Origin of the sequence: Alloacidobacterium dinghuense (assembly GCF_014274465.1) — a bacterium.
Taxonomy (GTDB): domain Bacteria; phylum Acidobacteriota; class Terriglobia; order Terriglobales; family Acidobacteriaceae; genus Alloacidobacterium; species Alloacidobacterium dinghuense.
On the sequence record NZ_CP060394.1, the window covers coordinates 2,145,953 to 2,160,844 of the forward strand.

General features: G+C 56.5%; 11 protein-coding genes. 5 read left to right on the forward strand and 6 right to left on the reverse strand.

What is annotated here, in order from left to right; all coding sequences use genetic code 11:
- Window positions 1-129 precede the first annotated feature (129 nt).
- Together H7849_RS08695 and H7849_RS08700 are read right to left on the reverse strand one after the other, a co-directional pair.
- Window positions 130-3,090 (reverse strand): serine/threonine-protein kinase, encoded by a 2,961-nt coding sequence (locus H7849_RS08695; protein WP_186745750.1) that lies wholly within the window; start codon window positions 3,088-3,090, stop codon window positions 130-132.
- Window positions 3,062-3,721 (reverse strand): sigma-70 family RNA polymerase sigma factor, encoded by a 660-nt coding sequence (locus H7849_RS08700; protein WP_222439783.1) that lies wholly within the window; start codon window positions 3,719-3,721, stop codon window positions 3,062-3,064. Before H7849_RS08700 ends, H7849_RS08695 begins: the two co-directional genes overlap by 29 nt.
- 258 nt (window positions 3,722-3,979) lie before the next feature.
- Between H7849_RS08700 and H7849_RS08705 the strand changes: the two genes are divergently transcribed.
- Complete coding sequence (locus tag H7849_RS08705; protein WP_186745752.1) at window positions 3,980-5,953, forward strand: DUF8740 domain-containing protein; 1,974 nt, start codon at window positions 3,980-3,982, stop codon at window positions 5,951-5,953.
- 70 nt (window positions 5,954-6,023) lie between these two features.
- Window positions 6,024-7,484 (forward strand): FAD-binding oxidoreductase, encoded by a 1,461-nt coding sequence (locus tag H7849_RS08710; RefSeq protein ID WP_186745754.1) that lies wholly within the window; start codon window positions 6,024-6,026, stop codon window positions 7,482-7,484.
- Here H7849_RS08710 and H7849_RS08715 read toward each other — a convergent pair.
- The gene (locus H7849_RS08715) at window positions 7,471-8,025 is read right to left on the reverse strand and encodes a hypothetical protein (protein WP_186745756.1); all 555 of its coding nucleotides are present in this window, start codon (window positions 8,023-8,025) and stop codon (window positions 7,471-7,473) included. The genes H7849_RS08710 and H7849_RS08715 overlap by 14 nt on opposite strands.
- A 112-nt stretch (window positions 8,026-8,137) precedes the next feature.
- Here H7849_RS08715 and H7849_RS08720 point away from each other — a divergent pair, with 112 nt between their 5' ends.
- Complete coding sequence (locus H7849_RS08720) at window positions 8,138-8,803, forward strand: hypothetical protein (protein ID WP_186745758.1); 666 nt, start codon at window positions 8,138-8,140, stop codon at window positions 8,801-8,803.
- 4 nt (window positions 8,804-8,807) lie between these two features.
- A complete protein-coding gene (locus tag H7849_RS08725) occupies window positions 8,808-9,320 on the forward strand; it encodes a hypothetical protein (protein WP_186745760.1) in 513 nt (170 codons plus the stop codon).
- A 356-nt stretch (window positions 9,321-9,676) separates the two neighbouring features.
- Here H7849_RS08725 and H7849_RS08730 read toward each other — a convergent pair whose 3' ends face one another.
- Window positions 9,677-10,633 (reverse strand): IS481 family transposase, encoded by a 957-nt coding sequence (locus tag H7849_RS08730; RefSeq protein ID WP_186744786.1) that lies wholly within the window; start codon window positions 10,631-10,633, stop codon window positions 9,677-9,679.
- A 274-nt stretch (window positions 10,634-10,907) separates the two neighbouring features.
- Entirely contained in the window at window positions 10,908-12,548 is a 1,641-nt protein-coding gene (locus H7849_RS08735) for a M28 family metallopeptidase (protein WP_186745762.1), read from the reverse strand.
- Between the two features lie 394 nt (window positions 12,549-12,942).
- Here H7849_RS08735 and H7849_RS08740 point away from each other — a divergent pair, with 394 nt between their 5' ends.
- Complete coding sequence (locus tag H7849_RS08740; protein WP_186745764.1) at window positions 12,943-13,332, forward strand: transposase; 390 nt, start codon at window positions 12,943-12,945, stop codon at window positions 13,330-13,332.
- 1,118 nt (window positions 13,333-14,450) lie between these two features.
- Here the strand turns inward: H7849_RS08740 and H7849_RS08745 are convergent.
- Window positions 14,451-14,789 carry a hypothetical protein gene (locus H7849_RS08745; RefSeq protein WP_186745766.1) on the reverse strand — a complete coding sequence of 113 codons (339 nt, stop codon included), beginning with the start codon at window positions 14,787-14,789 and terminating at the stop codon, window positions 14,451-14,453.
- Window positions 14,790-14,892 lie beyond the last annotated feature (103 nt).

Genomic DNA, 14,892 nt, shown 5'->3' on the forward strand with positions numbered 1-14,892 from the left:
CACTGTTGGCGATTCTTCGCCATAGTCCAGTTCCACTCACCTAAGTGGTGCTTACGTTCTCATTCAGCGCCAAGTTAAGATGTGTCCGCTTAAGGAGCATGCGTTGGTCATTCCTTACTGGAAGCGACGCTACCGCCGGCCCAGCAGATTCTTCCTCCACTCCGCCGCTTTTGCGGGTTTGCCCCAAGCCAGATAGAGCTCGATAAGGCGCATGCGTGCCAACTTGATTTGATACAAATCCGGAACGGCGATCCTCTCTTTTCGCACTACCATTCCCTCATTGCCTTCGAGCAACAACGGTTCCGCTTCAGCGTAGTTCTTCTGTCCAGTTAAGCTTGCACCCAGCAAGCTCTCGGAGCGAAATCGTTGCCAGTTATCCGGCTGCTGGTTTTCATAGAACTCCATAGACTCGCGCGCGAGCGGCGCGACTTTTGCGAACTCGCCCTGTGATTCGTAGGCCAGCGCCAGATCAGCCGCTGAACTCATGGTATCTGTGTCCTCCGAGCCCAGTGCGTGCCGCCGTCCTGCCAGGGCCTGTGCGGCATAGGTTTCCGCTTGGGAGTACTTACCCTCACGTTGGTACATGGACCCGGCGGCCGAAATGGTACCAAGAAAGTCGGGATGCTCGGGCCCAAGCACGCGGTGTTCCACCTCCAGATCCTGGCTGTAGAGTGCCTCTGCCTCCTTGTACTTGCCCTGTGCTGCGTAGGCGCCAGCCAAATCGCTTATAGAGGCCAATGTGTCAGGGTGTTCGGGGCCCAAAACTCGACGCTGGATCTGAATCGCCTCGGTATAAAGCCCTTCGGCCTGCTGGTATTTGCCCTCTGCGAAGTAGACGTTGGCCAAATTGTTCATCGACATCAGCGTGTCGGAATTCTCCGGACCAAAGATGCGCCGCGTGATCTCCAGGCTCGTGCTTTGGAGGGTCTCGGCCGCCGCATACTTACCCTCAGAGTCATATACGTTGGCCAGATTCCCCATGGACATGAGTGTTTCAGGGTGCTCCGGGCCCAGAACGCGGCGTCGGATCTCAAGCGTTCGGCCCTCAAGTGCTTCGGCCTGTGAGTACTTCCCTTGCGCGTAATAGACGCTTGCCAGATTGTCCATGGACGCCAGCGTTTGAGGATGGTCGGAACCCAGAACTCGCCGCCTGATCTCCAACGTCTGGTTCTCCAGTTCCATGGCCTGCGGGTATTTACCCTGCTCAAAGTAGACGATTGCGATGTCGTGCATGGACTCCAGGGTATCGGGGTGTTCCGGACCCAGCAGCCGGTGTTGGATGGAGAGCACCTCGCTGTAAAGTGCCTCTGCCTCCGGGTATTTGCTCTGTCGCCAGTAGACATCTGCCAGCGCGTCGAGGGAAGAGAGCGTGTCGCGATGCCCGGTACCTAACACGCGGCGCTGCACCTCGATGGTCTGACGGAGAAGCATCTCCGCCTCGGGATACTTCCCTTGGAGAAAGGCTGAGTAGCCAATACGGTTCAGGGTCTTGAGCGTTTCCGGATCTTTTGACCCCAGTACACGGCGCTGCAAGTCAAGAGCGCGCTCGAATTGTGTGCGTGCCTCCGGGTATAGCCCAAGATCCATGTATGTCTGACCGATGGTGTCCCGAATGGCAGCCTCTATCTCCGGCTGTTTGAGGAATCTGCCTGAGATTCGGGCGGCCGCCCGGTCTAGAGCCGTTCGCACTTTTAGATCCGGATCAGGTTTGGTGTTGGGCTGCGCCTGGTTGGCTGCGCTCGCCTGGGCGAGAAGATCGCTTTGCAAGAAATCGCTGATTGCCCGGGACGTAGCCGTTTCTCTGTTTGCTCGCGCCGCCTCTCGCATGCTGACGATGATTCCTGCGAGTAACACGACGAAGACAGCCGTGATTCCCAATACGAGCGCTTTGTGCCGCCGCGCAAACTTTTGCAACTGATAGATCGTGCTAGCCGGGCGGGCCATAATCGGCTCGTCATGTAAATAGTGCCTTATATCTGCAGCCAACTCGGCGGCCGATGAGTAGCGCCGTGTCTTGTCTTTCTCAAGCGCTTTTCCGACGATAGTCTCGACATCCCCGCGGTATGCACCGCTGATCGTACTTAGCGGAGTGGGCTCCTCCTCTTGAATTGTTCGCGCGGCCTCAGGCAGGCTAGGGCTGATCTTGTATGGCAGCCTACGCGCCAGCAGTTGATACAGTACGACACCGAGCGAATAAACGTCGCTTCGAGTGTCTAGTTCCAGAGGATCGGCCATGACCTGTTCGGGACTCATGTAGGCGAGTGTTCCGACGATCTGTCCCACATCGGTCTGGTGCGTCATTCGTGCGTCGCTATCAGTCACTCGCGCCACACCGAAATCGAGGATCTTGGGATGGCCCGTTTCATCCACGAGGATATTGCCAGGTTTGAGGTCGCGATGGATGATGCCGCGTTGATGGGCGTGGTGAACGGCCTCGCAGACGCGGGACATGAGCTCCAGCCGTTGCTTAGTTGTCAGTTGATGCGCATCGGCATACTCGATCAGGCGTTGACCGCAGACGAGTTCCATGGCGAAATACGGTTGTGGTCCGAATCCGTTGTCAGCAGTGCCTGCTTCATAGATCTGTGCAATTCCGGGATGTTGCAGCCGTCCTAGTGCGAGTAATTCATGCTCAAAGCGCCGAACTAACTTTGGATCGCTTAGACCGGACCTGATGACTTTGAGGGCTACTGTGCGCCGCGGGTACTCCTGTTCGGCCTCATACACAAGACCCATGCCGCCTTCGCCGAGGAGACGGAGAATCCGATAGGGACCAATCTTGGAATGCAATGGTGAAGTCATTGCAGTTGCTGCAGGCGCGATGCCGGAATCAGCTGTCGCTGCTGAACTCGGCGCTTGCGAATCTATATCCGATTGTCCAGCGATATGATCCAAGAGCCTGGCCATTCGGGGACGGGCGGTGGGATTCGACAAACTTGCGTCTGCGCAGGCAAGCAGCGATTCGAGCTCCTTGAGCAGAATCACATCGTCGCCACAGGTCTGCTGAAGCCAGGCCGCGCGCTCGGCAGGATCAAGTTCGGACGCTCTCTCGTAGAGCGATTCAATTACCGCCCAGCGGTGAGGCTCCATGTTCACCCTCGTAACTCATCTCACGAACGAGCCAGGCCTTGGCCAGGCTCCAGTCGCGGTTCACGCTTTGGGTAGAGATGTGAAGGGCTGCTGCGATCTCATCGGCTGTAAGACCGCCGAAGTAGCGCATCTCGACGACCCGGGCCCTGCGCGTATCAAACTCGGCCAAGCGTTCGAGAGCCTCATGTAGCCGAATCACCATGGGATCCGGCTCCGAGGAAAGAAACAAGGCATCGTTCAATGTTGTTCGACGTGCGAGTCCTTCACGTTTGGCGCAGTCTCGCGCTCGAGCGTAATCAACAAGAATGCGGCGCATTACTCGTGCGCCCATTGCAAGGAAGTGGGCCCGATCCTGCCACCCAATTTGCTTTATGTCTACGAGCCGAAGGTAAGCCTCGTGTACAAGGGCTGTGGCTTGAATGGTGTGATAAGGGCGCTCCCGGCTTAAGCATCGCCGCGCTATATCGCGCAACTCCGGATATGCCAGTTTGATAATTATGGCCAGCGCCGCCTCGTCGCCACCGCTCCAGGCATGAAGAAGCTCAGTGACTTCAGAGGAATGCGGTTGAACCACAGACTGGCTTTCCATCTCAAAGTTGCCATCTAGTGCAGGCAAAATTTCAGATGACATTGAACTTCTTCGACAACACACAGCAATTAGACCCCAGTGCTTAGTGCGTTCCATTCAACGTTCGTTACTGATTACCCCAAAAAAGACTTTCGGGGAATTGGTAATTGCGCGCACAGTTCTCGCCTTTATGAGCGGGGCAAAGTACGGAACAACACCGTTACATCCACCGCCCGAGATGAGAGGAGAAGAATTGTGACCCAAAAACTTTTCGTGAGGAAATATCGAGAATCAATCGTAACAATGTGCTTGTTGCTCCTGATGGCAACAATAACCATGGCTCAATCAACCAGCAGTGCAGATTCGTCAGTAACTGTGCCGCAACTGGTAAAGTTCAGCGGCGCCTTGAAAGATCATCTTGGCAATGCAAGGACTGGCAAGATCGGCATCACCTTTGCTCTCTACAAGGAACAATACGATGGCGCGCCGCTCTGGCTGGAGCCGCAGGTCGCAGATGCCGATAGTGAAGGCAACTACTCTGTGTTACTTGGTTCGACCAAGCCCGAGGGCTTGCCTATGGACTTGTTCACCACCAACGAACCGCGATGGCTCGGAGTGCAGATCGAAGGGCAAGCCGAACAACCGCGGATACTCTTTGTGAGCGTGCCCTACGCGTTGAGAGCGTCGGATGCCGCGACCATAGGCGGATTGCCGCCTTCTGCATTTTTGCGTGCGCCTGTGCAGGGCACGAATCGTGAGAACAGTTCGTCCATCTCGCCGGCTAGGGCAACTACGCCGAGTACGACAGCTACATCAGGTACCGCAGCCACGCCGTCAATCTCCGGATCAGGTAAAACCGACTTTCTGCCGATCTGGACCAGCCCGTCAACGCTGGGCGATTCGACAGTTTTCGAAATCGGGGGGAAAGTTGGCATTGGAACTACCGCACCAGCTTTCCAGCTTCAGGTCAATGCACCCAATCAGTTAGGAGAGCAGGTACAGGGGCCATTCGCTGGTGTAGGTGCCGGTCTCCAACTCCAGACCACTGGAGCAGGCGGCAAAGGGTGGGAGCTGCTAGCCACCGGCAACAGTTCGGCTCAAGGCCCAAGCAAGCTGAACATTCGCGACCTGTCCACAGCGGCAGATGTCTTTACCATCGCCCCCGGCGGACTCGTCGGTATCAACAACACAAAACCCCAGACGGCTTTGCAAGTCACAGACAACAACGTCCCTTGCTGCGCGGTGGGCACCGTGCTTGCGGCAGACGCCTTCAAAGTAGGCACGGCAGTGTTCGGAGACGTGACTGGAACCAGTGGCTTGGCGAGGGGCGTCTTTGGCCAGATTTTCAGTCCAGTAAACGATTCTGCTGCCGTGGTTGGTGAAGCCCAGGGAACTTCAGGGCAGACTTCCGGGGTTGCTGGATTCAACCAGAGCAGCAGCAGATTCGCCGCCGGTATAGTAGCTGGAGAGGAGGCAAGCAGCGGCGCCACTCTGGGCGTGAGCGCATCCACCAGCAGTTCAAAAGGAACTGGGGTTCTTGGTGTGAGTGTAGGAATGAGCAATACCGGAAACAACCTAGCCGGGTGCTGTGCGGTGGGCGTGTGGGGAGACACGCGGTCGAACGTGTTCGGAGACGCAGCTCTGATCGGGACAGCGGACGAAGCGCGCGCCATCTACCTGCAAAACAACAGCACAATCGTGCCCACAGCGTTTATGTTTCAGGGAGCGGCAAATCAACTCACTTTGCAAGCCGGCGGCAACGGCGGCTATTGCACCATTGACAGCAACGGGCACGAAAACTGCCAACATGGATTTTCGGAGACGGCCGCAGTAGCCGGTGGGCAGCGCCTCGTCTCACTCTATGCCATGGAGTCGCCGCAGCATTGGTTCGAGGACTTCGGAGCGGGACGGCTCGAAAACGGCACAGCTTCTGTAGCCCTTGATCCGACCTTTGCTGAGACCGTGAATGGAGCCGCGGACTATCATGTCTTCCTTACTCCAGAGGGAGACTGCCGGGGCCTCTACATAAGCCGCAAGACTGCCTCCGGTTTCGAAGTGCGGGAACTGGGTGGAGGCGGATCGACTGTAGCCTTCGACTACCGTATCGTGGCCCTCCGTCGCGGCTCTGAGAGCGTGCGTATGGAGGATGTAACCGAGCGCATGAACAATATGAATACATCGATGCCTGCGCTGGTTTCCGGACCCCGCTTCAAACTTCCGAGCGCACCACCGGCGCCCGTCGTGCCCATCCAGGCCAACGATCCGGGAGCCACGCGGTTAAGGGCGGAACGGTAGCAACTTACGGCCCGACCTCTGTCGCTGAATTCGACGCCGGAGGTCGGTCCGAGAGTTGGTGGAGTTGAACATGGCTCTTGTTACTCGGAGACACTTCGTTCGGCAAACTGCACTTGCCGCCGCACTCTACGGGTGCCAGGCTTGTGCGATTGGTGAAGCGCGACAGCTTTTCGGCGCGCAGGAACAGAGTGGACCTCCGCTCGATGCGGCGATGATCCGCAAGCTGGCAGCTGAAATTGTTGGCCAGGTAATCACACCGGACGGGCCCGAGTACGAAGCGGCACGCCTAATCTTCAACCTGGCATTCGATCGGCGGCCGGCGGTGATCGTTCGTTGCGCTGCACCTTCCGACCTCGCCCGCACCCTGGACTTTTCCCAAACTAAGAATTTGACGGTGGCGGTGCACGGCGGAGGCCATAGCCGGCTCGGGTATGGGATGTGCGATGGAGGTGTGGTGATCGACCTCTCCGGAATGAAACGAGTGGAAGTCGACGCGGACAAACGCGTGGCCCGCGCCGAGGCAGGCGCGCTCGTGCGCGATCTGGACGAAGCGACGCAGCGCTTTGGGCGTGCGACAACCTCAGGCGGCTGTCCGACGGTAGGTATTGCCGGCCTGACGCTCGGCGGCGGAGAAGGTCGCTTGATGGACAAGTATGGTCTCGCCTGTGACAACCTGCTGTCGGCGCAAGTGGTGACCGTGGACGGGAGATCAATCGAGGCCAGCCAGAAGTCCAATCCAGATCTCTTTTGGGCGATTCGCGGGGGAGGCGGCAACTTCGGTGTGGTGACGGCGCTGGAGTACCAACTGCATCCCGTAGGCGAGGTTGTGTCGGGAACGCTGATGTACCCTGCGGGGCGCATTCCAGACCTTCTGCAGGCTTTCGTTAGGTTTCTTGCGGAGGCCCCTGATGAAATGGATGCGTTTGCTCAGTTGTTGCCGTCCGAACGCGGGCCAAGATTCAAAATCGATGTCTGCTATTGCGGTGATCCACGAATGGGGACTAACGTGCTCAGGCCGCTGCGTGCACTCAAACCGCAGGATGACAGCGTCAAGGTTATGTACTATCTGGAAGCTCAGGCGGCCGGTGGCTTTCTTCAAGCGCCGGTTGCGCACTTCCAAACGAATTTGATTCTTCGGGAACTTAGCGGGTCCGCCATTGCGGCGATCACGACTGCAATCAATGATGCTCCGGCGAGGTGCAAGGTAATCATTGTGCCTTTGCGCGGGGCCGTTACCCGCATCAATTTGAGCGATACGGCGTATGCTCTGCGGCAGCCTGGCTATGAGCTAGACATGGCGGGTGTCTGGAGCAATCCCTTAGAGAAGACGGAAGTCGTGCGATGGGTCAACTCCGCGCGTGACACGTTGCTGCCCTTTGCGCATGGAGTGTATGTCAACCAGCTGGGCGATACGAGTGACCAACTTGTCCGCTCGGCCTACGGGCTGAACTATGCTCGCCTCATGGAACTCAAGAAAAAGTATGACCCCAACAATGTGCTGCGCCTCAATCAGAACATCAAGCCAGCTTAGATCGAGGCGGAAACACTTCGCTAAGGTTCTTGGCCAGACAGCAGATCTTGCAGTAGCAAGCGTAAGAAACCGGAACACACCAAGAATTGGCATAGGCCTCGTCAACGGTTTGCTTCTTCTGCTCGTAGCGGCTGCAATCGTGCGCTCCGCTATCGCGACCCGGCTTGATGGGTTCACCGTCGACGAGGCTTATCACATCGCCGCCGGTGTTTACTATGGGCGGCTCGGTGATTTTCGGATCAACCCGGAGCATCCTCCTCTGGTCAAGCTGTGGGTGGGAAGCTGCATCTCCCCCACCGGTTTTAGAGCGAGCGCCCTGCGGCTCTTTTCTGATAAGCAGGACGAGCGCACGTTTGCCGAAGAAGACGTCTACCTCCACAACGACCCGGACACAGTGCAGAAGCGTGCACGGATCGCGATGTTCGCCTTGAACGGATTGCTGCTGATGGCGCTGGGCTTTGCCGTTCGGAGAGCCTTTGGTTCCGGCGTCGCTGTCGGAACGATCGCATTTCTCGCGATCGAACCGACTGTGGCCACGCACCTACCCCGTGGTGATGACAGGCCTTCCGTTTTCTCTCCTGTGTGCCTCTGCCGTGTTGCTCACCATCCCTGCATTCCGGAATTGGAAATGGACGAATCTTGCAGCTTGCTCCGTGGCTCTCGGACTTGCGCTGGCAGCAAGACATTCGGCTCCGATATTCCTGATTTTTGTGTTCCTCATCGGCTGCGTCAGAGCGTTTCGTCCGTCCCCGGCCGGCGCGCAGACCCCGCGGAGGCTCTCGCGATTCGCAATGGTGATGGCGGTTGTAGTGGGCGCGCTCGCCGTGCTGTGGGCAACTTACAGGTTCCGCTATGTGGAAAGCCCGGCACCAGGCGAGGTGTTCAATCGCCCGCTGGCCGACAAGATCTCCGATGTGCGTTCGCCTGTCTATCGCGCAGTGCTCCAGGGGATGCGTTTGACCCACATCGTTCCCCGCGCCTACATTTGGGGCCTTGCTGATACGGTCCGCTCGGGCTTGGAAGGTCGCATCATTCCCATCACGGCGTTTGGCCGCGCGTACATCGATAGGGGTCCGAAATGCTACTTCCCAGCAATGATCGCTGTGAAGTTGCCAATCGGACTGAGCGTCCTCATCCTGATTGGTTTTCTCGCGTTTGCCACGCGGCGTGCTCCTCCCGACGCTGCCATCACCGTGCTTGCCGCCGCAGCCTTCTTCATGCTGGTACTAATCGCGGGTTCCACTTACGCTGGCATCCGCCATGCGCTACCCGTTGTCGTCCTCCTCGCGATTGTAGGAGGGGTGGGAGTACTTCAATGAATTTGTGGGCGGCGCGGGCCGTGCGTACCTGTACTTCAGCGATGAGGGCGTCGATCTTGGTCAGCGTGTCAAGGAACTTGCCGCCTATTATCACCAGGCCGTCGAACCATCCGGCGAAGTCCCCTTCATCTTTTATGGACCGATTAGCGAAGTCGAAGAAAGAGCGCGCGGCATTGACTGGCTAGGACGAGACGCGGACCGCGACCAATCCATGCTCGAATCCGCTACATTTTCCGGCACTCTGATCGTAGACGCGCGCTTTCTCGGGAAGCATCCGTTCTGGGACTATGTCGCGCCGCGAAGCGCGACTCCGGCTGCTCGATTTGGGAATCTGATGGTTTTTCGCGGAACCTGTGCCTGCGGCCCCGTTCTGGCGGGAAGCCTCTATCAAGAATCCATCACGAAAATTTTCGCCGAGAAGCCCAACTTGGCAGCTGCTCAGCGATTGTTGCAGGAATCGTTGGCCTCGACCCCAGTGCCTTCTTCGTGCACATCGAACTCGCCAACGTTTACTTGACGCAGGGTCAGCGTGACCATGCTCTGCATGGCCTATTCTGAAGCCCCTAAGGTACGCGCCCACCGATCCCGCGCTTCGCCAGCCCATCCGGGTGCAAATTCAAAAAATCTCCTCAGGGCCTGCTGATCGCATCGATCCACTGCGATCCATTCCTGGAGTGACTTCCTCACAGCCCCGATCAAATCGGCGAACCGCCGCCTCGTTTCGGACTTAACTGGACGCTGCCGAGCAGGCGTAGACGATAAGGGAGAAGATCGTTTCCGAATGCGTCTTGCGCTGTAAACAAGTCATGAGTCTAGGCACAGTCGCGGCTCAAGTGTTGCCAAATCTCTAGTGCCGCATCGACAAATTGAGAGCTAGGTGTTTAGTCCCGGCAATTGATGGATGGGATCGAGAGTAAATCGATCCGGTTCATTCTGCCAGCATTTGCAGATGAATTCGTAGGCGGTGAGGCCGCCGAGAGTCTTGAGGCGTTTGGCGAAGTTGTAGGCAGCGACGAAGTCGCTGAGGTGAATGCGCAGCTGGTGATGGCTGTCGTAGTGGTAGCGCTGAACCGTGGCTTCTTTGATGGTGCGGTTCATACGCTCGACCTGGCCGTTAGTCCAGGGATGGTTCGGTTTGGTCAGCCGGTGGTCGATGCCATGCCGAAGACAGAGCCGGTCAAAAGGATGGCCGCGAAAGCGGGCCGTTGGCCCCTTGCGATTCTTCGGCAGATCGGCGAACTGGATGCCGTTGTCGGTGTGGATGAGATAAGGAACAGCCGCGACCAGAGCTTCGAGGAATTTCGCCGCAGCCTGCATGTCAGCTCGTTCGACCAACTCCACGAAAGCAAACTTCGAGGTGCGGTCGATGGCCACTAAGAGATAGAGCTTGCCCTCCGCAGTACGCACTTCCGCCAGATCGATGTGGAAGTAGCCGATCGGATAGCGTTGGAACTTCTTCCTTCCCGGCTTGCTGCCTTCCACTTCCGGCAGCCGGCTGATGCCATGCCGTTCCAGACAACGATGCAGGGAGGAACGGGTCAGATGAGGAATCGTCGCCTGCAAGGCATAGAGACAATCATCGAGTGGTAGCAGAGTATGCCTGCGGAAGGCAACAACGACAGCTTCTTCCTGCACCGTCAGAACCGTGGAGCGGGGATGCTTGGGCCCGGTACGAAGATCAGACACCGAGCAGCGCTTCCTCCACTTCGCAACGGTCTTGGGGTTGATCCCATGACGACGCGCCAATGTTCTCAGGCTCTCTTGACTATGCTGTATCGCTCGACGGACCGCCTCTGTCGTGGTGGCGCCTCGGTGTAGAACCTGGCCCATAGTGCCTCCTTCCACTCTCTGGATAAGAATGCACCATCAAATGCCGAGACTAAACACCTAGTCACTTGGATGATAAGTCCGCTTCTTGCATACTTAGGAATCTGGATAGCCGGTTTTTCGCGTACTTGGGATGGCTGAGGACATATGACCGATCTAGCAGCTCAACGAGTGGTATGGCCTGTCTGTTGGATGCAAGCGGGCAGCCCGCCCTAGTTCGGACTCAGACGCTACACGGCCCTTGGCAAGAAACGCCCTTTCTTTCGAATACGGGAAATCACTCCTTCTTGTTGCCGTAATGCTCACCGAAAAAATCACCTGGATTCCAGACGGGCCTCTCGTTCTGCTGCGCGACTACGTATCCAAGCAGAAAGTTGAAGCGTGCGAATTTCGCCCCAGACTCAAAATCGAATGGCTGACTCATGTCGTCCGTGGGCTTGTGATATATGGTCTTGAACCACGTCATTTGGATTTCGTCCGGCTTGACCTTCGGGTTGCTCGATTTTATGCCCGAGTGCGGGAAGACCGACGGTATTCCCTGCCTCACAAAGGAATATTGATCACTACGAATGAAAAGTACCTGTTCTGGGTGCGGATCAGGGCTCACGTCAATGTTCAACCGGGCTGCGGCTTCGTGCACGGCTGCGCTGAGAGTCGAGTGCTCACCACCCCGCGCAATCACGTCCTCGATAGGCCAGAGCAAGGCAGCGCCGTCCATATTAATGTCGGCTACTAGACTGCTGTTGGTCACAGTCGGGTTATGCTCAAAATAGTCTGAGCCGAGGAGCCCTTCCTCTTCGCCAGTAACGGACAGAAAGAGTATTGAGCGACGCGGTCGCGGCTTCATCTGGCTGTACGCCCGCGCAATCTCCAACAGGCATGCTGACCCGGAAGCATTGTCCAATGCTCCGTTGTAGATCTTGTCTCCGTTCACTGGCTCACCAATCCCGAGGTGATCCAGATGCGCGGTGAAGACTACATACTGGTCGCGCAATTTGGGGTCACTCCCTTGGAGGCGAGCCGCAACGTTGGGGCTACGGATGTCTTCGAGCTTGGATACTAGCCTGATCTTCGCGGTGACTGGCAAAGCAAGTGATAATGGTTTTCCTTCTTTTGACGCCGTATAGATCTCTTCGATGGATCTTCCGCTACCTTCGAACACTCCTGCTGTGGCCTCCATGCTCAGAATCGCCGTCGCACGCAGCTCCGGGAAAGAATCGTTCGGTTGCCCTTGTGCATCGAGCCAGTGCATGTCCGGAAATGCGAGATCATTCACTCGATCCTTGAAGGGATAGAGCTGCTCGAGGACAGGACTATCCAGCGAGATCGCTCCTACGGCACCGTGGGCAACTGCATTTGCTGCCTTTGTCACACGCGAGCTGTAATGGGCGCGCATTGTGGATTCGAATTGTGGCGGTGCTCCGTATATGGAAGCCACAACTTTTCCTCTTACATCCACGCCGGCATAGTCGTCATAGCCCTGCTCAGGTGCTGTTACGCCGAACCCAACATAAACCACTGGAGCTTCGACAGAAGTGTCTGTCCGGCCTGGATCGCCGTAGCTGAGAAAATCCTGCCGGAAAATTAGCGCTTGGGTTTTTCCTCTTTGCACAATGCTCAAGGTTGTATGGTCTTCGTCCGGCCGTGTCGAACGCAGGGGCACGTTCTGAAAGTAGGTTCCGTTCTCGCCTGCCGGTTCCAGGCCCATCGCTTCGAATTCCGCTGCCATGAAGTTTGCTGCAATCTCATGTCCCCGTGTTCCCGTTTGGCGTCCCTCAAGCAAGTCATCCGCGAGAAACCTCATATCCGCGCGTATGGCTTCCGGTCGAATGGTCGTCGAGACCTCGTCCGCGGCGTCCCCGCCCGCGCGAACCGGGTGCATTGCCCACACCAATGAGAGCGCGACCAGCGCACTCATCCAAATTGCAGAGCGGCTCTCGGGGTGATACGTCTTCGTAGCGTCCTCCTTGGAAAACGCCAAACAGAGGAGAGCATTATCAGAAATGCTGGTAGCTGCGCAGCTTAACATCTGCGGGCGGCCTGATGCCACCCTTGAGATTGCCAAGTTACCAAGCAAATCAGCGGCAGGAGATTGAGTCGATCCGGTGAAGCGACTTTTGAATAGAGGATTGCGATCACCACCGTATAGTTACAAGTTGGTAAACAAGAGATAACACGCTTCTACTGCAACACACTCTGGCGTAAAGATTCTGCCTTGATCCGGGTGACGGTAAGAGATGGCCAGGTGAAAGCCTTCCCTGTGGACTTTGTTGCGGCCGGAACTTACGGCGCATGGAGTGGTGTAACGCCGAATGGCTCCTTTTTGCTTTTGCGTGATCGCGGCAGTCGCGACATTTACTCTCTGGAAATGGACCTACCTTAGATTGCCCAAAGCCAACTCGCGTGCTCTGATCATTGTCTTCATCGAGAGCAGCTCGATCGATCTAGAACTGTGGCGGCGAATTCTATTGATTGGCTATTTGTACGGCATCAGCAGCGAACGCAAGGTTGTTGAGGAACTGCGCAAGAATCTCGTCTGCCGATGGTTCACCGGCCTTGATTTCGATGAGGAAGTTCACACCACTCCACGTTTTCGAATCGCCATGGAGGCTTCACGAATTGAAAGTGCTCGCAGTCGTTCGAGGAAATTGTGGCTCGATGCCTGGCAGTTGAACTGGTGTGCGGGGGCAAGCTGTCAGTAGATGGAACCTTCGTCGAGGCGAACGTTTCGAAGGAGAGCGGCATCCTGCGAGGCAGTTGGACGAAGCGGAAGGCCAATCGAACTGTGCCGAGTATCTGGACGAACTTGAAACGCAGAGGAACCGGCACACAGCCAAGACAAGGTGTTGACCACCGATCCGAACCCCACATATGCAACCCAAGGTGGCACGCCGGCACGCATCGGGTACTACAACAACAGCACCTGGTTGATTACCACAATTCCCAGTTGACACAAATTCTGTTCGGTGACACCATCTTCTTGCCTCTCTGAAGAGCCATACCCCGTGCTCGGAACCGCAACACCCTAGAGGCGGTGAAACCCTGTAACCAAAATTCGACACAGGGTCAGCAATAAACCTACTCTCTCCCACATTGTCTCGGATCAAGCGTTTTGTCCGGCCTGTCGGCGACGTATCTGTCCTGCTGGTATACCTTCGTCGACTTACTCACTGATGTTGTAATCAGGCCTCGGGACTGGCGCAGTCAAAAAAGACTCGTGTCCAGATCTCAAGATCAGCGGAGAGACATATGTTGCGGTCAGGCTATTTCACCCGGAAACTTTACGCATCGATTGTTGCCCTGACGGCGATCTTCGTTCTTCCTCTAGTCATCCCGAGCAAATCGAAAGCGCAATCGACCTCAGAATGGGCGCTTCGAGTTATATAGCACCATAAATGCTTTAGACGACATCAAAACGTTGCTGCCGCATTGCACAATCCGGTGAGTTCAGCGCGCCCTTCGTGTAGTACTTCTGAGAGGATCATTTCACCCATATGATTTAAGGCAAACCTATCTTTCGGCCAAAAGGCTAACATGCGTGTTAGAGAATCGGATCCGAGATGTCTTCTTCATCGCAGGTCGGCTGCGCATGCGCAAGATCTTTTCAGCGCGATGCCAATGGGAGAATCACCGACTTTGTCGATCGTCGGGAAAATTGGGATCTCGTTTGGAAGAAGACAACCTGATCATCCAAGTCACGTCGCATGCATCGAGGGCAGAGCTGGTTGGCTCTGCCCTCTTTTCTCCCGCTATGCTCCAGCGGCCCCACCCTGCTGGCTTCATGCGAGAACAACGCAGATACGGTTCGAGGTTTTACGAATCAATTCCTGCGCCTTGCCTCGTCGGCGTCTTCTGCCAGATCGTTTATGTATTTGAAGAACGCCGGCGACTGGCCGATAAACAGCCCGTCATCAACAAATGCCTTCACTGTTGCCGCTGCCGCACCCCTTGTCGCTGTCGGACGGATGATGGAAACCGGCGGAAATTTTCTGTTTAGAAAACTAGTCGGCTCGGGCATGATGAGATTCGCCTGCAGATCTTCATTGCCTGCGAACTTGCTGATATCCGGAAAGTCCACGGTATCGCCGCTTACCGGATCCTTCACGCCCTTCAATGGCGGACAATTCCCGGCCTTGTCGTGCCACGTCTGGAAGTGCATGATCTCCGTTCCCCCAATGCTCAGCAGAATACGAAGAACTTCCGAATGACTGACTCTTTGCGCCAGCTGAGCGTAGAGGCTTGTTCCCCCCTGCTTAACTGCG